Source organism: Micrococcus sp. APC 4021, from assembly GCF_030407635.1.
In the GTDB taxonomy this organism is placed as follows: Bacteria; Actinomycetota; Actinomycetes; order Actinomycetales; family Micrococcaceae; genus Micrococcus; species Micrococcus luteus.
This window is the reverse complement of the sequence record NZ_JASDCZ010000015.1, coordinates 1-22,218: the sequence shown is the minus strand read 5'-3', so window position 1 is coordinate 22,218 and position 22,218 is coordinate 1. Positions and strand designations below refer to the sequence as shown.

General features: G+C 72.3%; 15 protein-coding genes, 3 tRNA genes and 1 pseudogene. 10 read left to right on the top strand and 9 right to left on the bottom strand.

What is annotated here, in order from left to right; all coding sequences use genetic code 11:
• Positions 1-143: 143 nt before the first annotated feature.
• A tRNA-Ser gene (locus QL983_RS02725) sits at positions 144-232 on the top strand.
• Between the two features lie 80 nt (positions 233-312).
• Here the strand turns inward: QL983_RS02725 and QL983_RS02720 are convergent.
• Positions 313-1,164, bottom strand: a complete 852-nt coding sequence (locus tag QL983_RS02720) for a hypothetical protein (RefSeq protein WP_036316053.1) — start codon at positions 1,162-1,164, stop codon at positions 313-315.
• A 195-nt stretch (positions 1,165-1,359) separates the two neighbouring features.
• On the opposite strand from QL983_RS02720, the gene QL983_RS02715 reads away from it, so the two are divergent.
• Positions 1,360-2,430 (top strand): hypothetical protein, encoded by a 1,071-nt coding sequence (locus QL983_RS02715; protein ID WP_230278145.1) that lies wholly within the window; start codon positions 1,360-1,362, stop codon positions 2,428-2,430.
• A gap of 45 nt (positions 2,431-2,475) precedes the next feature.
• Here QL983_RS02715 and QL983_RS02710 read toward each other — a convergent pair whose 3' ends face one another.
• Positions 2,476-3,627: an MFS transporter gene (locus QL983_RS02710; RefSeq protein ID WP_256748653.1), complete on the bottom strand. Its 1,152-nt coding sequence runs from the start codon at positions 3,625-3,627 to the stop codon at positions 2,476-2,478.
• A 141-nt stretch (positions 3,628-3,768) separates the two neighbouring features.
• Here QL983_RS02710 and QL983_RS02705 point away from each other — a divergent pair, with 141 nt between their 5' ends.
• Positions 3,769-5,244, top strand: coding sequence for a phosphomannomutase/phosphoglucomutase (locus QL983_RS02705; RefSeq protein WP_170748172.1), 1,476 nt, complete (start codon positions 3,769-3,771; stop codon positions 5,242-5,244).
• Between the two features lie 10 nt (positions 5,245-5,254).
• Here the strand turns inward: QL983_RS02705 and QL983_RS02700 are convergent, their stop codons facing one another.
• A complete protein-coding gene (locus QL983_RS02700) occupies positions 5,255-7,450 on the bottom strand; it encodes a RecQ family ATP-dependent DNA helicase (protein WP_036339806.1) in 2,196 nt (731 codons plus the stop codon).
• 71 nt (positions 7,451-7,521) lie between these two features.
• On the opposite strand from QL983_RS02700, the gene QL983_RS02695 reads away from it, so the two are divergent.
• Positions 7,522-7,980, top strand: a complete 459-nt coding sequence (locus QL983_RS02695) for an Rrf2 family transcriptional regulator (RefSeq protein WP_036339809.1) — start codon at positions 7,522-7,524, stop codon at positions 7,978-7,980.
• 94 nt (positions 7,981-8,074) lie between these two features.
• Positions 8,075-9,265 (top strand): globin domain-containing protein, encoded by a 1,191-nt coding sequence (locus tag QL983_RS02690; RefSeq protein WP_206481582.1) that lies wholly within the window; start codon positions 8,075-8,077, stop codon positions 9,263-9,265.
• Between the two features lie 68 nt (positions 9,266-9,333).
• Here the strand turns inward: QL983_RS02690 and QL983_RS02685 are convergent, their stop codons facing one another.
• On the bottom strand, positions 9,334-11,178 hold the full coding sequence (locus tag QL983_RS02685; RefSeq protein WP_036316066.1) for a phosphoenolpyruvate carboxykinase (GTP): 1,845 nt from the start codon (positions 11,176-11,178) through the stop codon (positions 9,334-9,336).
• 244 nt (positions 11,179-11,422) lie between these two features.
• Here QL983_RS02685 and QL983_RS02680 point away from each other — a divergent pair.
• A tRNA-Arg gene (locus tag QL983_RS02680) sits at positions 11,423-11,496 on the top strand.
• Positions 11,497-11,575: 79 nt separating this feature from the next.
• Here the strand turns inward: QL983_RS02680 and QL983_RS02675 are convergent.
• The 3 genes from QL983_RS02675 to upp form a co-directional block, all read right to left on the bottom strand.
• The gene (locus QL983_RS02675; protein WP_002854135.1) at positions 11,576-12,100 is read right to left on the bottom strand and encodes a histidine phosphatase family protein; all 525 of its coding nucleotides are present in this window, start codon (positions 12,098-12,100) and stop codon (positions 11,576-11,578) included.
• A gap of 70 nt (positions 12,101-12,170) precedes the next feature.
• Positions 12,171-12,959 carry a winged helix-turn-helix domain-containing protein gene (locus tag QL983_RS02670; protein ID WP_036316068.1) on the bottom strand — a complete coding sequence of 263 codons (789 nt, stop codon included), beginning with the start codon at positions 12,957-12,959 and terminating at the stop codon, positions 12,171-12,173.
• Positions 12,960-13,433: 474 nt separating this feature from the next.
• On the bottom strand, positions 13,434-13,994 hold the full coding sequence (upp, locus tag QL983_RS02665; protein WP_290151184.1) for a uracil phosphoribosyltransferase: 561 nt from the start codon (positions 13,992-13,994) through the stop codon (positions 13,434-13,436).
• A gap of 36 nt (positions 13,995-14,030) precedes the next feature.
• Here upp and QL983_RS02660 point away from each other — a divergent pair.
• Positions 14,031-14,384: pseudogene (locus QL983_RS02660) on the top strand (nucleoside deaminase); the annotation flags it as partial.
• Positions 14,385-14,458: 74 nt separating this feature from the next.
• Positions 14,459-14,549 (top strand) — tRNA-Ser (locus tag QL983_RS02655).
• A gap of 206 nt (positions 14,550-14,755) precedes the next feature.
• Here QL983_RS02655 and QL983_RS02650 read toward each other — a convergent pair.
• Positions 14,756-16,210, bottom strand: a complete 1,455-nt coding sequence (locus QL983_RS02650) for a hypothetical protein (protein WP_145951219.1) — start codon at positions 16,208-16,210, stop codon at positions 14,756-14,758.
• 159 nt (positions 16,211-16,369) lie between these two features.
• Positions 16,370-17,458: an alpha/beta hydrolase gene (locus QL983_RS02645; protein WP_036316073.1), complete on the bottom strand. Its 1,089-nt coding sequence runs from the start codon at positions 17,456-17,458 to the stop codon at positions 16,370-16,372.
• A gap of 105 nt (positions 17,459-17,563) precedes the next feature.
• Between QL983_RS02645 and QL983_RS02640 the strand changes: the two genes are divergently transcribed.
• On the top strand, positions 17,564-18,022 hold the full coding sequence (locus QL983_RS02640; RefSeq protein WP_186299326.1) for a 23S rRNA (pseudouridine(1915)-N(3))-methyltransferase RlmH: 459 nt from the start codon (positions 17,564-17,566) through the stop codon (positions 18,020-18,022).
• The coding region (locus QL983_RS02635; protein ID WP_290151183.1) for an ATP-dependent helicase at positions 18,019-22,218 on the top strand (4,200 nt) is incomplete at its 3' end. The genes QL983_RS02640 and QL983_RS02635, both read left to right, overlap by 4 nt.

Genomic DNA, 22,218 nt, shown 5'->3' with positions numbered 1-22,218 from the left:
CCCGGATCGATCGATCCGGGGCCCGCTCGTGCGCGATGGTGGTCCGACCGTGAGCACGGCGCTCCTTTGCCCTGCCCTGGCCTGGCGCGCTAAGCTGGACCGGTCTGACCGCGCGTCGCCCCGTGCGAGGCGCGCCGGACGGAGGAGACGTGCCAGAGCGGCCGAATGGACTTCACTGCTAATGAAGGGCTCGGCGAAAGTCGGGCCGGGGGTTCAAATCCCCCCGTCTCCGCGAGAGAGGGCCGGAATCCACGCGATTCCGGCCCTCTTCGCGTCTGCGCGCGGCGACCTGACATGCCGACCGGCCGGTGACTAGCCCTCCCCGCGACGCTCGCGCATGCGGCGCAGCAGCTCGTACGCCTCCGGCACGGAGAGCTCCGAGTGGCTGGACAGCTGGACGGCGGCGGACTCGAGGTTGCCGTCCCGCACCATGGCGGCGAGCTGGTCGCGCAGCCACGGCGGCAGGTCCCGCGAGGAGAGCCGGACGGACTCCGTCCCCCGCATCACCTCGACCTCGAAGGGGAGCTCCTCCTCAGCGGGGGCGGCGGTCCACTCGGCCGGGACGGTCAGGGTCGTCAACTCGTCGGCGGACGGCGCCGTCGGACGCGGCGCGGCCGAGGCGTGGTCGCTGTCCTGCCGGGCGTCGTCCTCGGCCACGGCGTCAGAGGTCTCGCGATCGGGCGTCTGGGCGTCCGGCTCCCCCCGCCCGCTCGAATCCTGTCCGGGCCGCTTCGGCCCGGGGGTGTCGGCCGGGGCCGCGTCGTCCCGATGGGGCTCCCCATGGCCGCCGGGAACGGGCCCCGCGACTCCGGCGGACGTGGCGTCCGGTTCCTGCACCGGCTCGGAGTAGACCTGCGGATGCACGGCGAGGGACTGCACGTCCATGACGGCGTCCTTCAGGCCGCGTCCCGTGTGGGCGCGGTAGTCGCGCACGGCCTCCATCACGCGGCTCTGGGCGATGTGCCCGTACACGCGCCGATGGGCGTCCTCGTCCAGCAGCCCCGCTGCCAGACGCGCCCGCTCCGGTCCGATGTCCAGCCCGCGACCGGACGGCGTGCGCTGGTCCGCCGCCTGACGCGCTCGACCGGCCGACATCCACCGGGCGGCGGCGAACGCGAGGGCGCCGATGACGACCACCGCGAGGACAGGGACGAGATATTCCATGCCTCCAGTCTAGGTGTGGCCCGCGAGGGCCATGCCGACGGCCGCGGCGCCACATCACAACCTGGTCACAGTTCTGCCAGGGCCCCAGAGCCACCGAGGGCCTCGCCTACGGTGGAATGCGGAGTCCTCCGTGTCTGGACACGGCGGCCATGGAGGAGACACTCCGCCCGCCACTCGACCGAGCCAGGAGACCGCATGTCCTTCCCCCGCCCGTCCGCCCGCTCCCATGAGGGCGTGCCGATGCGGGCCTTCACGGCGGAGGAGCGCCCGCCGCAGTTCGTCCTCTTCTCCTTCGACGGCGGCCGTCAGGATGCTCGCTGGAAGACCTTCCTGGACGCGGCGGCGGACTCCGACGCGAAGTTCACGGTGTTCCAGTCCGCGATCAACCTCATCGAGACCGCCAACCGGGAGAACTACACGGCGCCCGGCAACGAGCCCGGCTACGTGGGCACGGAGTTCGGCGGCGACGAGGCCGAGGTGGCGCAGCGCATCGAGAACATCAACACGGCCCACGCCGCCGGCCACGAGATCGGCACCCACTACGCGGGTCACCTGTGCGCGCCCACGAGGTACGGCGCAGACCACTGGTCCACGGCCGAATGGAAGCAGGAGTACGGCTCGTTCACGGACATCCTCTCCGACCCCGGCGCCTACAACCCGGGCAGCTCCCTGCCGGCGCTGGAGGTCACCCCCGACGACGTCAAGGGCGGACGTCTGCCCTGCCTCGACGGGGAGTGGGACCAGCTCGTCCCGATGTGGAAGGACAACGGACTCGAGTACGACACGTCGCGTGCCGCGGCCGCCTCCGGCGTCGCCTGGCCCTACCAGGAGGACGGGATCTGGGAGTTCGAGATGCCGATGACCTGGTCCCCCGTGCTCGCCGAGAAGGACGCGGCCAGCCCGTTCGTGATGGCGATGGACTACAACTTCTGGATCTCCGGCAACGGCGGCAAGGACATCCCGGAGGACGTCGCCCGACTCACCGACTTCCAGTACCGCACCTACCGCTACATGTACGACTCGGCGTTCGCGGGCAACCGCGCCCCGCTGGTCTTCGGCAACCACTTCAACGACTGGGGTCTCAACGCGTTCAACCCGGCTGTGGAGAAGGTCATGCGCGAGGTCTGCGTCGAGGAGGACACCTACTGCGTGACCTACCAGCAGATGATCGCGTGGCTCGAGCTGCAGGACCCGGAGGTCCTCGCCGCCTGGCGCGACCAGGCCCGGTCCGCCACCGGCACGGATGCCGAGGCCCTCGGCTGGTGACCCGCGGGTCGGCCCGCTGACACCCGCCCCCACGACGGCCCCGGCTCAGCGCGCCGGGGCCGTCCCGCGCCCGCGCAGCACGACGACGGCGCTCGCCAGGGCGGTCAGCACCAGGGCCAGGACCATCAGCACCGTCCCCGGCCACCCATGGGATTCGTGGAACACGCCGCCCAGCCAGCCGAAGAGGCTCGAGCCGGCGTAGTACGCGAAGTTGTACAGGGAGGTCGACTGGGCGCGGCCCGTGGGGGCGGCCGTCCCAGACCACGCGGAGGCCACGGCGTGGGCGGCGAAGAACGCGCCCGTCACGAGCACGAGGGCGGGCACCAGCACCGCCGGATGCGGGACCGACGTGAGGGCGACGCCCGCCGCCATGGCCGCCGTCGCGCCGGCCAGGACGGGCAGCCGGCCCACCCGCGCGGCCAGCCGACCCGCGCGCGGCGACGACCACGTGCCCGCGAGATAGGCGAGGAAGACGAGGCCGGCCGCCGTCGGCGTCCAGGAGAACGGCGGGTCGAGCAGGCGGTACCCCACGAAGTTGTACAGCGCCACGAACCCGCCCATCAGCAGCGCCCCCTGCAGGTAGACGGCGACGAGCTCCGGCGAGCGCAGGTGACCGCGCACGATGCGCACGAGCGTCGCCGGGGAGGTGGGCGACGGCGTGAAACGTCGGGCACGCGGCGTGATCGCCAGGAAGCCGACCGTGCACAGCACCCCGACCACGGTGACGGCCAGCATCCCGCCGCGCCACGAGGACGCCTCCGCGACGGGCAGGGCGAGGAGCCGGCCGGAGAGCCCGCCGAGGGTGGTGCCGGCGATGTAGGTGCCGGCGGCCGCCGCGACCGCGTGCGGGACCACCTCCTCCGCCAGCAGCGCCACGGCGAGTCCCGCGACACCCCCGTGCGCCATGCCCTCGAGCAGGCGCAGGCCCAGCATGGCCTCGAACGTGGGTGCGAGGACGCCCGTGAGCGCGCACGCACTGGCGGAGACCATCGAGACCACCATGGCGCGTCGGCGGCCCCACCGGTCCCCGGCCACGGACCACGGCACCACCGACAGGGCGAGGCCGAGTGTGCTGGCGGAGACGAGCAGGGCGGCACGGTCCGCGGGGACGCCCAGGTCGTCGCTGACCAGCGGCAGCAGGCCCTGCGGGGAGTAGAGCTGGGCGAACGTGGCCACCCCCGCCAGGAACAGCCCGATCAGCAGCCTGCGGTACGCGGGCTCCCCGGGAGCGGCCGGCGCGGGTCCCGACGGCGGGACGGCCGGGGGCCCCGCGCTCGGGGGCGGAGTGGTCGGGGGCACGCCCTCACTGTATCCAGGCTGTCCACTACGATCGGTCGGGTGACTACCTCGACCCCCTCCCTCGACCTGCACGACTCCTTCAAGGCGTACGACGTCCGCGGCATCGTGGGCGAGTCCATCACGGCGGAGAGCGTCCGCGCGGTGGGCGCGGCCTTCGTGGACGTGCTGGGCCTGGCCGGTCAGACCGTGCTGGTCGGCGGGGACATGCGCCCCTCCTCGCCCGCGTTCATGACGGCCTTCGCCGAGGGCGCCACGCGCCGCGGCGCCGACGTCGTCACCCTGGGGCTGATCTCCACGGACATGCTCTACTACGCGGCGGGCGTGAAGCAGGCCGCGGGCGTGGTGTTCACCGCCTCGCACAACCCGGCCGAGTACAACGGCATGAAGATGGCCCAGGCCGGCGCCGTGCCGGTCTCCTCGGACACCGGGCTGTTCGAGATCCGCGACGCGGCCCAGGCGTACCTCGACGCCGGTGAGATCCCCGCGGCCGAGACCACCGGCACCGTGACGGAGGAGGACATCCTCCCCGGCTACGCCGCGTACCTGCGCTCGCTCGTGGACCTGACGGGGGTGCGCCGCCTGAAGGTCGTGGTGGACGCGGGCAACGGCATGGCGGGCAAGACCACCCCGGCCGTCCTCGGCGACGCCGAGCTGGCCGCCCTGCCGCTGGAGATCGAGCCGCTCTACTTCGAACTGGACGGCACCTTCCCGAACCACCCGGCCAATCCTCTGGAGCCGGAGAACCTGCGGGACCTGCAGGCCGCCGTCGTGGAGCACGGCGCGGACATCGGCCTGGCCTTCGACGGCGACGCCGACCGCTGCTTCGTGATCGACGAGCAGGGCGCCCCGGTCTCCCCCTCCGCGGTCACCGCCCTGGTGGCCCGCCGCGAGATCGCCCGCGCGAAGGCCGACGGTGAGCAGACCCCCGTGGTCATCCACAACCTGATCACCTCCCGCGCCGTCCCCGAGCTCGTGGCGGCCGACGGGGGCCGGGCCGTGGAGACCCGCGTGGGCCACTCCTTCATCAAGGCGGTCATGGCCGCCGAGTCCGCCGTCTTCGGGGGTGAGCACTCCGCGCACTACTACTTCCGCGACTTCTTCAACGCGGACACCGGCATGCTCGCGGCCATGCACGTGCTGGCGGCCCTGGGCGGCCAGGAGCAGCCGCTGTCCGAGCTGGCCGAGGAGTACGAGCCGTACGTGGCCTCCGGAGAGATCAACTCGCAGGTCGCGGACAAGGACGCCGCCGTGGCCGCGGTGGTGGCGCAGTTCGCCCCCGCCGTGGGCGAGGGCGTCGGCGAGGGCCGGGCCGTACACGAGGACTTCGCCGGGGTGGCCACCACGGTGACCCGCATGGACGGCACCACGGTCGCCGCCCAGGACGGCACGTGGTGGTTCAACCTCCGCCCGTCCAACACGGAGCCGTTCCTGCGCTACAACGGCGAGGCCCGCACGGCCGCCACCATGGAGGCGCTCCGCGACGCCGTGCTGGCGATCGTCCGCGCGGAGCGCTGACCTCGGCGGCTCATCCGGCCTGGGCGAGGACGAGCGGCAGCACCCCCTGGGCGCCGGCCTCGCGCAGCACCCGCGCGGCCTCGGCGAGCGACCACCGCGAGTCGACGAGGTCGTCGACCAGCAGCACGGGGCCGTGGCGGCCGGCGTCCGGGGCGGTGCGCAGCATCTGCGCCATCGCCTCGGGGACGGCGAACCGGCCGTACACGGACCCGAGCCGGTAGGCGCTGTTGCCGCCCGGCCCGGCCGTGGGGCCGCCGCGCGCGTGCTCGAGCGAGCCGAGGAACGGCAGCCGGCCGATCCGGGCGATCCCCTCGGCGAACGACCCCACCAGCTGCGGGCGCGTGCGTGAGGGCATCGCGACGACGGCGATCGGCCGCGTCCGCCACCCCCAGCCGGCCAGGACGTCGACGGCGCCCCGCAGGACCTCCTCCGGCACCGGGGCGTCCTCCCGGTCCAGCAGGTCCCGCAGGACGGTGCCCCACCCGAGGTCCGTCAGGCGGGCGAGCGCGCGACCCTCCTCGGCCTGCGACTCGGGCGCGATGCGCCCCTTGACGGGCACGCCCAGCCGGTCCATGCCCGAGGGCCACATGCGACGGGGCTCGATCGGCACACCGGTGCGGCGCAGGGCGGCCTCCGCGCGCTCACGCGCCGCCCCGTCCGATCCCGTGGGGTACCAGGGGCCGGCGCAGACGTCGCAGCGGCCGCACGGCGCGGCGGTGGGGTCGTCCAGGGTGCGGGCCAGGAACTCCATGCGGCACCGGTCCGTGGTCTGGTAGTCGAGCATGAGCCGCTCCTCGGCCCGGCGGGCCTCGGCCACGCGGGCGTACCGCTCGGCGTCGTACGTCCACTCCCGCCCGGTGGCGCGCCAGCCGCCGCCCACCCGCTCGACCGCCCCGTCCACGGCGAGGACCTTGAGCAGCAGCTCCAGGGAGGTGCGCTTGATCCGCACGTCCGGCTCGAGCGCCGCCACGGAGAGGGCCCCGCCGTGGTCCGCGAGCGCCCCCAGCACGGCGCGCGCCTGCTCCTCGTCCGGCATGGAGGCGGTGGCGAAGTACTCCCAGATGCGACGGTCCTCGGGCCCGGGCAGCAGGAGCACGTCCGCGTGGTCCGTCCCACGGCCGGCGCGGCCGACCTGCTGGTAGTACGCCACGGGCGAGCCCGGCGCACCGAGGTGCACCACGAACGTCAGATCCGGCTTGTCGAAGCCCATGCCGAGCGCCGAGGTGGCCACGACGGCCTTCACCCGGTTGGCCTTGAGGTCCTCCTCGATCTCGGCGCGACGCTCCGGGTCTGTGCGGCCCGTGTAGGCGACCACCTCGTGCCCCGCCTCGCGCAGGGCGCGCGCCGTGTCCTCGGCGGCGGAGACGGTGAGGGCGTAGACGATCCCGGAGCCCGGCAGGTCCTCGAGGTGGTCGAGGAGCCAGGCCAGGCGCGCGGCCGGGCTGGGCATGCGCAGCACGCCCAGGCGCAGCGAGGCGCGGGCCAGGGGGCCGCGGAGCACGAACACGTCCTGCTCGGAGGCGACGCCGAGCTGCTCCACCACGTCCGCCACCACACGGGCGTTGGCCGTGGCGGTGGTGGCCAGCACGGGCACCGCGCGCGGCCCCTCGGCGGGAAGCAGCCCGATCAGGTCCCGGATGCGGCGGTAGTCCGGCCGGAAGTCGTGGCCCCAGTCGGAGATGCAGTGGGCCTCGTCCACCACGAGCAGGCCCATGCGCGCCACGAGGTCCGGCAGCTGCTCGTCCCGGAACCGGGGGTTCGTGAGGCGCTCGGGCGAGATCAGCAGCACGTCCACCTCGTCCGCCGCGAGCCGAGCGCGGACCTCGTCCCACTCCGTGGCGTTCGCCGAGCTCACGGACACCGCGCGCACGCCCGCCCGGGCCGCGGCCGCGACCTGGTCCCGCATGAGCGCGAGCAGCGGGGAGACGATCAGGGTGGGCCCTGCGCCGCGGGCGCGCAGCAGCAGGGAGGCCACGAAGTACACGGCGGACTTGCCCCAGCCGGTGCGCTGCACCACCAGGGCGCGGCGGCGGTGGGCCACGAGCGCCTCGATCGCCTCGAACTGCCCGTCCTTGAATCGCGCGTCCGGCCGGTCCACGAGCCGACGCAGGACGGCCAGGGCCTCCTCGTGCAGCGCGGCGTCGCCCCCCGGTGCGGAGGTCTCGGGGAGGCGGGGGCCGGCGTCGGGGTGCGAGGTGGCGTCCATGGCGTCAGTATGCCAACCGGCCCGGACACCGCAGGCGCGGCGGGGCCGTGCACCGGTGGGATGATGGGGGGATGAAGCTGAGCGCCTACACCGACGTCTGCCTGCGGGTGCTGATGACGCTCGCGGCCGCCGAGGGCGAACGGCTCACCAGCCAGCAGATCGCGGACCGGATCCAGGTGCCCTACAACCACGTGATCAAGGCGGTCGCCGAGCTGCGCCGCCGCGGGACCATCGAGGTGCTGCGCGGTCGGCACGGCGGGGCCATGATCGCCGCGGCCGGTCTGGACCAGCGTGTGGGCGAGCTCGTGCGCTCGCTGAGCAGCCGCGACGAGGTGATCGACTGCGCCGGGCGCGACTCCGGGGTGGCGTGCCCCTACGCCGGCGACTGCCGCCTGCGCGGCGCCCTGCACCGCGCACGCGAGGCCTTCCTCGCCGAGCTCGACACCGTGCGGATCCGGGATCTGGTGAGCGCTGGGCCTGTCGGCGGGCCCGTGCTGCTGGGCCTGCCGGAGATCCCCGTGGCGCGCTGACGGAACGGGCCGGGGGCGAGTTCCCGGCGGCGACGGCCGGGTGTAATCTGGCAAAATCGGCGCAAGATTCCCCACCGAGGAGACGGAGACCCCCGTGCTGTCCGAGAAGTCCCGCCCCGTCATCGAGGCCACCGCCGCCGTCGTCGCCGAGCACATGCCGGAGATCACGCCCCTGTTCTACGCCCACATGTTCGAGGCCCACCCCGAGCTCCTCGACGGCGTCTTCTCCCGCGCCAACCAGCGCAACGGCGAGCAGGCTCAGGCCCTCGCCGGATCCATCGTGAAGTTCGCGGTGCACCTGCTCGAGAACCCGGGCACCCTGCCCGAGGCCGTCCTGTCCCGCATCGCCCACAAGCACACCGCCCTCGGCATCGTCGAGGAGCAGTACCCGATCGTCTACGAGAACCTCTTCTGGGCCATCGGCGAGGTGCTCGGCGACGCCGTCACCCCCGCGGTGGCCGACGCCTGGACCGAGGTCTACTGGCTCATGGCCGACGCCCTCATCAAGATCGAGAAGGGCCTCTACGCCCAGCAGGCCAACGACAGGATGTGGACGGATTGGAAGGTCGTCGCGAAGGAGCCCACCGGCAACGCGGCCGTCACCTTCCGCTTCGAGCCGGCCGACGACACCCCGCAGACCCGCGGCAAGGCCGGCGGCTACGTGTCCGTACGACTGAAGGTCGAGGACGGCCTGCGCCAGTGCCGCCAGTACTCCCTCTCCGAGAAGGCCGGGTCCGCCACCGAGCGCGTCATCACCGTGAAGCTGGACGAGGGCGGCGAGGTCTCGCCCGTGCTCATCCAGAACGTGGAGGTCGGCGACGTCATCGAGCTGTCCAACCCCTACGGCGACATCACCCTCGAGTACGAGGACTCCACCGCTCCCCTGGTCCTGGCGACCGCCGGCATCGGCATCACGCCGGCCGCCTCCATCCTGAGCTCGCTGGCCGAACAGGGGTCCGACCGTGAGGTCGTCGTCCTGCACGCCGATGCCTCCCTGGAGTCCGTGGCCCTGCTCGGGCAGCTCACGGAGTCGCTCTCCGCGCTGCCGAACGCCCAGGCCCACCTGTGGCTCGGCGTGGCCCCGGAGCAGGCGCCCGAGGGCATCACCGTCCACGAGGGCCGCATGGACCCCTCCGAGATCGAGCTCCCCTCCGGCGCCGAGGTCATCCTCTGCGGCCCGCTCGCGTTCATGCAGTCCACCCGCTCGAAGCTGATCGACGCCGGCGTGCCCGCGACGTCCATCCGCTACGAGATCTTCGGCCCGGACCTCTGGCTCGCCGCCTGATCCGGCCCCGGAACGCGGAACGGCCCGCACCCCTCACGGGGTGCGGGCCGTTCCGCGTGCGGCGGGGCTCAGGCCTGCGCGAAGCGCTGCTTCTGCGCCTCGAAGCGGTCGCGGATGGCCTGCGGCAGGGACTCGCCGAACCGGCCGAGCCACTCCTCGATGAGCTCGTTCTCCTCGGCCCATTCCGCGGCGTCGACCTTGAGGGCGTCCTCGAGGTCCTCGGCCGACACCTCGAGGCCGGACAGGTCGAGCGAGCCCGCGGCCGGCACGAGGCCGATCGGGGTCTCCTCGGCCTCGGCCTTGCCCTCGAGGCGCTCCACGACCCACTTCAGGACGCGGGAGTTCTCGCCGAAGCCGGGCCAGGCGAAGCCGCCGTCGCGGTTGCGGCGGAACCAGTTGACCAGGTAGATGCGCGGCAGCTTCTCCGGGTCGGCCTTGCCGGACTCCCTGACCCAATGGGCCAGGTAGTCGCCGGCGTCGTAGCCGAGGAACGGCAGCATGGCCATCGGGTCGCGGCGCACGACGCCCACGGCGCCGGCGGCGGCCGCGGTGGTCTCCGAGGAGAGGGTGGCGCCCTTGAGGATGCCGTCCTCCCAGTCGAAGGCCTCGGTCACCAGCGGCACGGTGGTCTTGCGGCGGCCGCCGAACAGGATGGCGTCCAGCTTCACGCCCCGCGGGTCGCGGTACTCGTCGGCCAGCATGTCCGTCTGCTCGATGGGCGTGCAGAACCGGGAGTTCGGGTGGGCGGCCGGGGTGCCGGACTCGGGCGTCCAGTCGTTGCCGCGCCAGTCGGTGAGGTGCTCGGGGACCTCGTCCGTCATGCCCTCCCACCACACGCCGCCGTCGTCGGTGAGGGCGACGTTGGTGAAGATGGAGTTGCCCTTGGAGATCGCGCGCATGGCGTTCGGGTTGGTGGACCAGCCGGTGCCGGGGGCGACGCCGAAGTAGCCGGTCTCCGGGTTGATCACGCGGAACTCGCCGTCCTTGCCGGCGCGGATCCAGGTGATGTCGTCGCCCAGGGTCTCGGCCTTCCAGCCCTCGATCGTGGGGTCGATGAGGGCGAGGTTGGTCTTGCCGCAGGCCGAGGGGAAGGCGCCGGTGATGTGGTAGGACCGGCCCTCGGGGTTGGTCAGCTTGAGGATCAGCATGTGCTCGGCGAGCCAGGCCTCGTCCCGGGCCATCACGGAGGCGATGCGCAGCGCGTAGCACTTCTTGCCGAGCAGGGCGTTGCCGCCGTAGCCGGAGCCGAAGGACCAGATGGAGCGCTCCTCGGGGAAGTGCACGATCCACTTGGTCTCGTTGCACGGCCACGGCACGTCCTGCTCGCCCGGCTCCAGCGGGGCGCCCACGGAGTGCACGGCCGGCACGTAGAAGGCCTGCTCGCGGGACATCTTGTCCAGCACGTCCTGGCCGATGCGGGCCATGATGCGCATCGACAGGACCACGTAGGCGGAGTCGGTGATCTCCACGCCGTACTTCGGGTCCTCGGCGTCGAGGTGGCCCATCACGAACGGGATCACGTACATGGTGCGGCCGCGCATGGCGCCGGTGAACGCGTCGTCGAGGATCCCGTGCATCTTCGCCGGGTCCATCCAGTTGTTGGTGAAGCCGGCGTCCTCCTCCTTCTCGGAGCAGATGAAGGTGCGGTCCTCCACACGGGCGACGTCGGCGGGATCGGAGAACGCGGCGAAGGAGTGGGGGAACTTGTCCTCGGCCAGGCGGGTCAGGGTGCCCGCCGCCACGAGCTCGTCCGCGAGACGGTCGCGCTCCTCCTCGGAGCCGTCGACCCACTGGACGGAGTCCGGCTGCGTCAGCTCTGCGATCTGAGCGACCCACTCGCGCAGCTGGGCGTAGTCCGTGGGCGCGTCCGCCAGGGCGCGATCCGCGAACGAGGTGGTGGCGTTGTCAGCCATGGTGGAGAGTCCTCCCATTGGGGTCCGGGGCCGTTCCGTCCCGTCCACTCCGATGCGTGCACCGCCGAAGCGCGCACCACATCGTTGTGGCCGCACGGTCCTGCCATGGTACCCGAGCCCGGCTATCATGGCCGCGCCCCCGCCACACCCCCGACACAGGCCGCCGCAGACCGTCGATTTGCACTTCGCCGGAGAGGTCCTGTAGTGTTCTACGAGTTCGAGCCGCTCCGGCGGATCGGATGATGCGCCCATAGCTCAGCTGGATAGAGCGTCTGTCTACGGAACAGAAGGTCAGGGGTTCGAATCCCTTTGGGCGCACGATCGGAAGGCCCCGCTCCTGCTGGAGCGGGGCCTTCGTCATGTCGGCGCGCCTCTGCCACGCGCGCCGCCGCGGAGGTCAGCGCCCCGGAACCACGAAGTGCGTCAGGGCGGCGTCGCGGCCGTCGAGCTCGGCCCACGGCTTCTCCACCCGGAACACCTGCATCCCGAGCGTCGGGTAGTGCTCGCTCATGCGCAGCGCCGCGTCCTGGTCCGAGTCCAGGCTCATCAGCCGCATGCCCAGCTCCTGCACCCACGGCATGTGGCCCACCACCAGCAGCCGTCGCGTGGTCTCCTCCGTCTCGTTGACGACGGCCAGGGCCCGCGCCGCGTCGGCGCCGTAGAGCCGCGGGTCCAGGTAGGGCGTGGGTGCCAGCTCGCCCAGGCGCTCGCACACCCACACGCACGTCTGACGGGTGCGCAGCGCATCGGAGCACACGACGGCGTCCGGGACGAGGTCGTGCTCGCGGAGCCAGTCGCCGGCGGCGGGCGCCTGGGCGTGGCCTCGCTCGGCGAGCGGGCGGGCGTGGTCGTCGGCCGCGTCGGGCCAGCCGGCCTTGGCGTGCCGGAGGACGATCAGGGTCTTCGCGTCGGCGGTGCTCATGCGGCCAGGCTACGGCGACGGCCCCCGCTCGGGTGAGCGGGGGCCGTCGTCGGACACGGGCGGGCGCGGGTCAGATGCTGTACTCCGGCGCCGCCCACACGACCACCTCGGGGTGGCGGTAGAAGCGGTAGCCCTGGCCGCGCACGGTGCGCACGGTGTTCGCGAGGCGGCCGAGCTTGGCGCGCAGGCGGCGGATGTGCACGTCGATGGTGCGCTCGTTGGGCACCTCGTCGGCGTTGCGCCACAGGGCGTCGAGCAGCTCCTCGCGGCCGACGGTGCGCTCGCCGTTCTCCACGAGGTAGTTCAGGAGCTCGAACTCCTTGAAGGTGAGGTTCAGCGACTCACCGTCCAGCTGCACCTCGCGCCGGGACAGATCGATCAGCACACCGGGCTGGCGCGTGGACACGGGGGCCGGCGCCTGCGCCAGGTCGGGACGGGTGCCGCCCTGCACGGTCGGGTCGCCGAGCACCTGGCGCACGACCTCGATGTCGCGGCCCTCCGCGCCGGCGGGGGCCAGGGCGACGGCGGCGTGCGACTCCGCCCCGGGGACGAGGGACTCCACGTAGTGGCGCAGCTCGTTGGCCAGCCGCGTGAGGGAGGTGCCGGCGGCCGAGGCGGCCAGCTCGTCCATGCCCACGTAGATGACGAACCCACGGGCCTCGTTCTCCCGGGCCACCGCCTGGGGACCCGGGATGCCGTTCGGCGCGAGGACCGGCGTCGGCGCCGTCTGGGAGTCGGGGGCGTCGGTGCCACCGGCCAGGCGCAGGCCTGCGCGGGCCTGGCCTCGGCGGGACATGCCGTCGGCCCGGCGCTGCGCGTTGCGGACGGAGATGTGCACGTATCCGGCGGACTGACCCATGGCCACCACTCCTCTTTCGGCTCATGGCCCCTCCACCGCTCGGTCGGTGCGGCGGACGAGGCGTCACATGACAAGAATGTGACTTCACCGAGGGGACTGGCAAGTAACGTTCGCGCTTTTGTCTCGTTATTTGAGAAGAAGAGTCCTGAATGTGCTCAACATCACTATTCGCGGATCGGAATAGCGTCGCGTGGCCAATCGGCTCGCTCGTGTGGCTCGTTCATTGTTCAACAGGTGGGAGCGCGCCGCCGGACCAATGAGTATGCGGAATATTTATGCAGGCGACTTCCAGGTTTTCCATGTGACGCCATGATGACGGGTCACAGCAGGTCGTGACGTCCACTAGATGGACGACACATTCACGGCCCCGCTTGACGCCCCCGCCGGAGACGCTCCCGTGAGACGACCACGGCCCCCGCCGGGTGGGGGCGGGGGCCGTGGTCGTCTCGTGGCGGACGCGGAGGTCCGTTCAGGTCATTCCGCCAGACCGTAGAGCCGGTCGCCGGCGTCGCCGAGGCCGGGGACGATGTAGGACCGCTCGTCCAGGCGCTCGTCGACGGCGGCCAGGTACAGGTCCACCTCGACGTCGCCCAGCGAGGCCTCCAGCCGCTCGATGCCCTCGGGCGCCCCGAGCAGGCAGAGGCACGTGACCCGCGCCGCGCCGCGCTGGTAGAGGAAGCGGATGGCCTCGATCAGCGTGCCTCCCGTGGCCAGCATGGGGTCCAGGACGAACACGTGACGCCCGGACAGGTCGGCGGGCAGCCGCTCCGCGTAGGTGACGATGTCCAGCGTCTCCTCATTGCGGGCCATGCCGAGGAACCCGACCTCGGCGGACGGCGCCATCTTGGTCATCCCCTCCAGCATCCCGAGCCCCGCGCGCAGGATCGGCACGACCAGCGGACGCGGGCGGGCCAGCCGGAAGCCGGTGGTCTCGGTCACCGGGGTCTCGATCCGCACCTCCTCCATGGCCACGTCGCGCGTCGCCTCGTAGGCGAGCAGCATCACGAGCTCCTCCGTGAGCTGCCGGAAGATCATGGACGGGGTCTTCTTGTCCCGCAGGACGCTGAGCTTGTGGGCCACGAGCGCGAGCAGCACCACGACCCCACCGCCCACGCCGAGGTCCTCGCTCTGCGCCGCGGGGCGGAGCTGCGGGCCGCCGCCGGAGCGGGCGACGGCTGGCGCCTGACGGACTGCACCCTCGTGGTGACCCTCGAGCCCTGCCCCATGTGCGCCGGTGCGCTGCTGCTGGCCCGGATCCCGCGCGTCGTGTTCGGGGCGTGGGACCCGAAGGCGGGCGCGTGCGGATCGGTGCTGGATGTGGTCCGCGACCCCCGCTTCAACCACCGGGTGCAGGTCCGCGCCGGCGTCCGTTCCGAGGAGAGCGCGGCGCTGCTGCGGGGGTTCTTCGCGGCACAGCGCGACTGAACGCGCCCGTGCCCGACGACGGCGGGCGACCGGTTTGGGCGCGCCGCCACGGCTCGGGTAGGGTGTCCTGGTCTGGTGACGTGTCCGAGCGGCCGAAGGTGCAGCACTCGAAATGCTGTGTACGGTAACCCCGTACCGTGGGTTCAAATCCCACCGTCACCGCCAGATGTGAGGGCCCCGAGGTTCCTGGTCAGGCCAGGACTCGGGGTCCTCCTTCTATATCCGTAGGGCCCAAGGGATAACGCGGGGCACGCCGGTGGACTGCTGCGCCTCGCTTCGCTCGCCTTGCCATGGGGGCGCCCCTTCGAGTAGTACAAGGGGCCGGCCGATTGAATGGCCCACGGGCAAGCGGCCCTGCGGGAGCGACCGGTTCAGTAGTAATCCATGTTGTCGATCATTTCCTGGCGGCAGATGTACTGGTCGACCAGTTTTTCAACTCCCCCATCGATCTGAGATGCCTCCGCCAATTCTTGGGCAAATTCGCTGTCAAATCTGACATCGAGCCCCGACTCGATCCAAGTATACGCACCCGGGAGGATGCTCTTAAGGTAGCTTTCAATCTCATCGAATAGTGAGTAGATCGACTCGATATCTCCCTTCGGTGCGGGGTTAAAACTAAAGAAAGTGCTTTCTCTGACCCGCGTCAGGCCCATTGGAAGCGCCCCAAGTCCGGGCGTATGAACATACAATGAAGAGCCGTGGCCCTTTTCGAAACCTCCATGGGAGTAGGGGTTTCTCCACTGCTCGACGACTTCAGACATCCGACGTCGAAGATCTCTCGCTTCGGGGTTTTTGTCACCTATGATCCGCTCCCATTTGACACCCCATCGATCGCCAATGAAAGCTGTTAGATCCTCTGATTCTGGATTGTATCCCGCGAATGGGAGGGATAGTACGAACAGATGCTCAAGAAGGCTCAGGAACGCCACGGTCGATGCAACTAAATCGTGAGACGCGTGCATCTTCATAACCATCTTTCCGCTTATATGGGTCCAAGATTGCCCCCCATTAAAACGTCGATGCTCCCTCTCATCGGCCACAAAAACGGGGTTTATGGCACGATCTCGGTGGTACTCATACGGCGCTCGTAGCCGGCGATACTGGTTCGCCACGGTCACATTGCCCTGGCGAATGGCTTCAGGGGCTCGTTCGGAGAGCAATTTCTCCACTACATGTGCGGCCGAGAAGATTCGATCAAGCATCATGTTGAGATGATTCTCAGACTCTGCTCGCGACAAGCTGCATATAATTCCAGCTTTTACTCCAAACTTGTGATAGCCCAGATATGCAGGAAATCCCTTGTAGTTGAACTCAACCGCCCACGCAAATTTTTCGCCTGGGCCTGTATGTTGGATACCAAGCAAGTCGAATGGGTAGCGCAGGAGTACCGGGACGGGAGCCTCGTAACAACCGACCCGGCGGGAGTAATAGGTCCCCTTGTCTTTTCTGGGTTCTGTTGACAGAGGAGCACTGAAATCCCGTAGGATTGTCGATTTTAGGTACGCGGCAGTCTCGCTCTCGGAGTACTTCATGTCCCCGATGATGCCAGCTACCACCGGAACGGGGTTTGCCGCCTCACCCAGCGATCTGGGTCCGGTTGGCCGGTCGCAGAGTGGGGAAGCGGTGGCTACCGTCCCCTCGTGCAGCGCCTCGCAGGCCCAGGCCATCCGCTGGTGAACTTTGGAGGTCTCCGCTTCGTAGACCGGTCGCAAGGCCTTATCTCCCCTCCGCGGTTTGCCGAGGAACGTCTTAAACTCACGCTGTATGGCGAAGGCCTCGGCCACCAACACCACCAAACGAGAGCGCTGGGCCTCGACGGCCATCATGTGCTTCTCAGTGGCCTTGCGCAGCTCCTCGGCAGCTGTTCCGACTCGAGCTGCCCGGGCGCGGTCTGCCACCGCGTCCGAGAGGGCGATGATGACGTACCGGTGCGCGTTCTCGACTGCGCGACGGCCCTCCTCGTAGCCTTCGGAGCGGTCGTCAGCTCAGCGCGGCAGGACGGCGTCCAGGAACGAGGCCACCGCGGACCACGAGATGGAGGCGTGCACGGCACTGGCCGGCACACCGGTGCGGAGCACCTCAGCGCTGCGGGTCTTCGCGGTCATCATGCCCAGGTCGTGGCCGCCCTCGGCCACCGAGTAGAACGCGGTGCGCAGTCCGGCGGCCTCGGCGGCCCGGTACAGCTCGAGGCTCTGTCCCCACGGGACCGTGACGTCCTTGCGCCCGTGGACGACCAGCAGGGGCGGCGAGTCCGGGCGCACGTGCGCGATCGGCGAGGCCAGCCGGGTCAGGCCGCCCGAGGCCAGGACCGGCACCCCCAGCATGTCCGCCTTGGTGCTGTGATCGTCGAGGTGGCAGTGCTCGAGCCGGTTCGCGCGGTTGTAGTCCGCGCACGCGCCCGGGAGCATCTGGCGGTTCATCCTCAGGAAGTCCGTGGGGCCGAAGAAGTCCACGATCGCGTGGACGCGGTCCTCCTCCGGGATCGCGTGGCCGCCGTCGGGCACCTCCCGGCCGGGCAGCGGCACCTGCTCGCGGTCCAGGTCCTGTCCGCCCGTGAGGCCGGCCATGAGGGCGTTCCAACCGCCCGACGACGAGCCGGCCACGGCCACCCGCCCCGCGTCCAGCTGCAGGCCCGGGGCGTTGCGCCGCACCCAGCGGACCGCCGCCGTCGCGTCCTCCACCTGGGCGGGGAACGTGCCCTGCTTGGAGCTGCGCACCGAGAACGCGGCGACGGCGTAGCCGTGCGGGACCAGGCCGCGGGCGACGTCGACACCGTCGCTGTAGCCGCGATCACTGCGCCAGCCGGAGCCCGCGTTCCACACGAGGACCGGGAACGGGCCCTGGCCCGGCGGCCGGTACACGTCGATGCGTCCGGCGCGCCCGGGCAGGGCCGCGTACGTGTGCCCGGTGGAGCTGCGCATGCCGTACAGGGCCGTCGCGTTGGCGCCCAGCGGCCCGGCGGGCGCGCCGGCCAGGTCGGTGACGACGGCCACCCCGCCCACCGCGAGGGCGCCGACCCCGAGGCCGAGCGCGGCGCGGCGGGACACCCGCGGGGACCGTGCGGTCGACGTCATGGGCCCCCTTCCGGTGCGGAGCCAGGCACCCCGCCCCGGCGAGCGTAACCGAGCGGCGGGGGCCGACCCCCGTACCGTGTCCGCGGCCGGTGCGATCATGGGGCCATGTCTGTTCGGGTGCTGGCCATCGGCAAGAAGCATGAGGCGTGGGTCGTCGACGGGATCGACCGCTACGAGCGGCGCCTCAAGAAGCCCTACGACCTCTCGTGGCGTCTGCTGCCGCACTCCGCGCGACAGGAGGAGGCGGCGCGCACGGAGGAGTCGGACCGGATCCTGGGCGCGGTCGGCGCGGACGAGCACCTGATCCTGCTGGACGAGCGGGGGGCGGCGTTCGACTCGCCGGGTCTGGCGCGGCACCTGCAGAGCCGGTTCGACGTCGGCGCCCCGGTGACGATGGTGATCGGAGGCGCGTACGGGGTGGACGCCCGGGTCCACGCCCGCGCGGACCGCGTCTGGTCCCTGTCCCCGCTCGTCTTCCCGCACCAGCTCGTGCGGCTGATCCTGGCGGAGCAGGTCTACCGAGCCCAGGAGATCTCCGCCGGCCGACCGTACCACCACGCATGAGCGGGCCCGCGGAGACCGCAGCGGGCGCGCCCACGCCCGCGGCCGACGTCGTCCTGGGCCGGTTCACCGAGCCCACGCGCGCCTGGTTCACGGGCGCGTTCGAGGCCCCGACGCCGGCCCAGCTCGGCGCGTGGGACGCGATCTCCTCGGGGCGGCACGCGCTGGTGATCGCGCCGACCGGCTCGGGCAAGACCCTCTCCTCCTTCCTCTGGGCGCTCGACTCGTTCGTGCGCGAGCCCGCCGCCGAGGGGACGGCGGCCACCCGCGTCCTCTACGTCTCGCCGCTGAAGGCGCTCGGCGTGGATGTGGAGCGGAACCTGCGGGCCCCGCTGGTGGGCATCACGCAGACCGCCGCGCACCAGGGCAGGCCCGTGCCGCGCGTGCGGGTGGGTGTGCGCTCCGGGGACACCCCGGCGGCCGAGCGGCGGCGCCTGCAGCAGGATCCGCCGGACATCCTCATCACCACGCCCGAGTCGCTGTACCTCATGCTCACCTCGCAGGCCCGAGCGGCGCTGGCCGGGGTCCGCACGGTGATCGTGGACGAGGTGCACGCCGTGGCCGGGACCAAGCGCGGCGCCCACCTGGCCGTCTCCCTCGAGCGCCTGGACGCCCTGCTGGACACGCCGGTGCAGCGGATCGGCCTGTCCGCCACGGTCGAGCCGGCCGCCGAGGTGGCCCGGTTCCTCGGCGGCACGCAGCCGGTGACGGTGGTGCGGCCCGCCTCGGCCAAGCGCTGGGACCTGACGGTCACGGTGCCGGTGCCGGACCTGACGGACCTCTCCTCCCCCGCCGCCGCCCACGACCTGGGCCCCGGCTCCTCGACGGGCGGGCTCGGCGACGAGGGCGCGGTGACGGGCGGGTCCATCTGGCCGCACGTCGAGGAGCGGATCGTGGACCTGGTGGCCGAGCGGCGTTCCACGCTCGTGTTCGCCAACTCCCGGCGCCTGGCCGAGCGCCTCACCGGTCGGCTCAACGAGATCTGGGAGGCCCGCGCCGAGGCGGCCGCCGCGGCCGAGCACCCGGACGCCGTCCCCGGCTTCCGCACACCGGACCCGACCGGCTTCCACGGCCCCGCCCAGGTGGCCGGGCAGACCGGCACCGGATCGGGCACCGTCTCCGACTTCGCCCGCGCCCACCACGGCTCCGTGTCCAAGGAGCAGCGCGCCATCGTCGAGGAGGCGCTGAAGACCGGCCAGATCCGCTGCGTCGTGGCCACGAGCTCGCTCGAGCTGGGCATCGACATGGGCGCGGTGGACCAGGTGATCCAGGTCGAGTCGCCGCCCTCGGTTGCCTCCGGTCTGCAGCGCGTGGGCCGCGCCGGCCACCAGGTGGGTGAGGTCTCCCGCGGCGTGTTCTTCCCCAAGCACCGGGGCGACCTCGTGGACACCGCCGTCGTGGCCGAGCGCATGACGGCCGGACGCATCGAGTCGCTGCGCATCCCCGCCAACCCGCTGGACATCCTCGCCCAGCACACCGTGGCCGCCGTCGCCGTCGCGGACCTGGACGCACAGGAGTGGTTCGACCTCGTGCGCCGGTCCGCGCCGTTCGCCACGCTGCCGTTCTCCGCCTACGAGTCCGTGCTCGACCTGCTGGCCGGCCGCTACCCCTCGGACGAGTTCGCCGAGCTGCGCCCGCGCATCCTGTGGGACCGGGAGAACGGCACCCTCGCCGCCCGCCCCGGCGCCCAGCGCCTCGCGGTCACCTCGGGCGGCACCATCCCGGACCGCGGCCTGTTCGGGGTGTTCCTGGCCTCCGACGGCGGCGCGGACGGCGCCCCCGGCGGCGCGGCGGCCGGGGACACGGCCGAGTCGGCGAGCACCGCGTCCGCGGGCTCGGCCCGCTCCGGCGGGCGCCGGGTCGGCGAGCTCGACGAGGAGATGGTCTACGAGTCCCGCGTGGGGGACGTCATCCTGCTGGGCGCCACGAGCTGGCGGATCGTGGACATCACCGCGGACCGCGTCCTGGTGCTGCCCGCCTACGGGCAGCCCGGCAAGCTCCCGTTCTGGCGGGGCGACGCCGCAGGCCGGCCGGCGGAGCTGGGCGACGCCGTCGGGCGCTTCCGCCGCGAGCTGGACGCGGACCCCGAGGCCGGCCGCACCCGCCTGGCCGCCGCGGGCCTGGACCCGTGGGCGCAGGACAACCTGCTGGCCTACCTGAAGGACCAGCGCGAGGCCACCGGGGTGCTGCCCACCGAGCAGACGCTCGTGGTGGAGCGGTTCACGGACGAGCTCGGCGACTGGCGCGTGGTGCTGCACTCCCCCTACGGCATGGCGGTGCACGCCCCGTGGGCGCTCGCGGTGGGGGCGCGGCTGGCGCAGCGGTACGGGCTGGAGACCGGCTCGGGCGCGGCGATGGCGGCCGACGACGGGATCGTGCTGCGCATCCCCCTGATGGACGCGGAGCCGCCGGGCGCGGAGCTGTTCGAGTTCACGGCCGAGGAGCTGGACGAGATCGTCACGGCGGAGGTCGGCGGGTCCGCGCTGTTCGCCGCCCGGTTCCGGGAGAACGCGGCCCGGTCCCTGCTGCTGCCGCGCCGTGACCCCGGGCGGCGGACCCCCCTGTGGCAGCAGCGGCAGCGGTCCGCGCAGCTGCTGGACGTGGCACGGAAGCACCCGCGGTTCCCCGTGATCCTGGAGACCGTGCGCGAGGTGCTCCAGGACGTCTACGACCTCTCGGCGCTCAAGGAGCTCGCGGGGCGGGTGTCCTCACGGGCCGTCCGGCTCGTGGAGGTCACGACGACGGCACCCTCGCCGTTCAGCCAGTCCATCCTGTTCGGCTACATCGCCCAGTTCATCTACGAGGGCGACTCCCCGCTGGCCGAGCGCCGCGCCGCCGCGCTCTCCCTCGACCCCGCGCTGCTGTCCGAGCTGCTGGGCACGGAGGAGCTGCGCGAGCTGCTCGACGCCGAGGTCATCGCGGAGGTCGAGGCCCAGCTGCAGCGGCTCGCGCCCGACCGGCGCGCCCGCGGGGTCGAGGGCGTGGCGGACCTGCTGCGCCTGCTGGGACCGCTGTCCGTCGCCGAGGCCGCGCGGCGCACACGGGCCGAGGGGGAGGCGGAGGAGGCCGCGGACGAGGACGCCGTCGCCGGGATGCTGGCGGAGCTCGAGCGCGCCGGCCGCGCGTTCCGCCTGCGCCAGGACGGGGTCGAGCGGTTCGCCGCCGTCGAGGACGCCGCCCGCCTGCGGGACGCGCTCGGCACGCCGATCCCGCACGGAGTGCCCACCGCATTCCTCGACCCGGTCGACGACCCGCTCGGGGACCTCGTGGGCCGCTACGCCCGCACCCACGGCCCCTTCACCGCCGCCGAGGCGGGGGCTGCGCTGGGGCTGGGGGGCGCCGTCGTGCTCTCGGTGCTGCAGCGCCTGGCCACCGAGCGCCGCGTGAGCACGGGCGCGTTCCGGCCGGAGGGCACCCCCGGAGCCACCGGCCTGGACGCCGAGTGGTGCGACGCCGAGGTGCTGCGGCGGATCCGCATGCGCTCCCTCGCCGCGCTGCGCGCCGAGGTCGAGCCGGTGGACCAGGCCGCCTACGCCCGGTTCCTCGCCGACTGGCAGCACCTGCGGCCGCGGACGGGGCGCGACGGGGCCTGGCGGCCGCCGGCCACGCTCGAGGGCGTGGACGGGGTGGCCACCGTCCTGGACCAGCTGGCCGGCACGCCCCTGCCCGCGAGCGCGTGGGAATCCCTCGTGCTGCCCGCCCGCGTGCGGGACTACGCCCCCGCCCTGCTCGACGAGCTGCTGGCCACGGGCGAGTACGTGTGGTCGGGCGTCGGGGAGGCCACCGGCAACGACGGCTGGGTGGCCCTGCACCCCGCCGACGCCGTGGACCTCACGCTGCGCCTGCCCGAGCCCGCGGAGGAGACGCCGGCCGACGCCGCCCTGCGCGCGGCCGTGCTCGAGGTGCTCGCCGGCGGCGGGGCCTGGTTCTTCCCCCAGCTCGTGGAGCGGGTGCGGGCGGTGCAGGCGGCGGGCGGCGACGCGGGTGGCGCAGGCCGGGCGGTCGGCCCCGACCCGCACCGCGACCCGGCCGACCTGGCCCGCGGCCCCGCGGTGCTGGCCGCGCTGTGGGGCCTGGTGTGGGACGGCCGGGTCGGCAACGACACGTTCGCCCCCGTCCGCGGCCTGCTCTCGCTCGGCAAGACCGCGCACCGCACCGGCCGACAGACGCCGCGGGCCCGCACCGCGCGGACGGGCGGG

Coding starts and splice junctions, on each gene's coding strand:
- QL983_RS02720 (WP_036316053.1), bottom strand. CDS start 1,164: ATGGAATATCTCGTCCCTGTCCTCGCGGTGGTCGTCATCGGCGCCCTC.
- QL983_RS02715 (WP_230278145.1), top strand. CDS start 1,360: ATGTCCTTCCCCCGCCCGTCCGCCCGCTCCCATGAGGGCGTGCCGATG.
- QL983_RS02700 (WP_036339806.1), bottom strand. CDS start 7,450: ATGGACGCCACCTCGCACCCCGACGCCGGCCCCCGCCTCCCCGAGACC.
- QL983_RS02695 (WP_036339809.1), top strand. CDS start 7,522: ATGAAGCTGAGCGCCTACACCGACGTCTGCCTGCGGGTGCTGATGACG.
- QL983_RS02685 (WP_036316066.1), bottom strand. CDS start 11,178: ATGGCTGACAACGCCACCACCTCGTTCGCGGATCGCGCCCTGGCGGAC.
- QL983_RS02675 (WP_002854135.1), bottom strand. CDS start 12,100: ATGAGCACCGCCGACGCGAAGACCCTGATCGTCCTCCGGCACGCCAAG.
- QL983_RS02670 (WP_036316068.1), bottom strand. CDS start 12,959: ATGGGTCAGTCCGCCGGATACGTGCACATCTCCGTCCGCAACGCGCAG.
- upp (WP_290151184.1), bottom strand. CDS start 13,994: ATGATCTTCCGGCAGCTCACGGAGGAGCTCGTGATGCTGCTCGCCTAC.
- QL983_RS02650 (WP_145951219.1), bottom strand. CDS start 16,210: ATGATGGCCGTCGAGGCCCAGCGCTCTCGTTTGGTGGTGTTGGTGGCC.
- QL983_RS02645 (WP_036316073.1), bottom strand. CDS start 17,458: ATGACGTCGACCGCACGGTCCCCGCGGGTGTCCCGCCGCGCCGCGCTC.
- QL983_RS02640 (WP_186299326.1), top strand. CDS start 17,564: ATGTCTGTTCGGGTGCTGGCCATCGGCAAGAAGCATGAGGCGTGGGTC.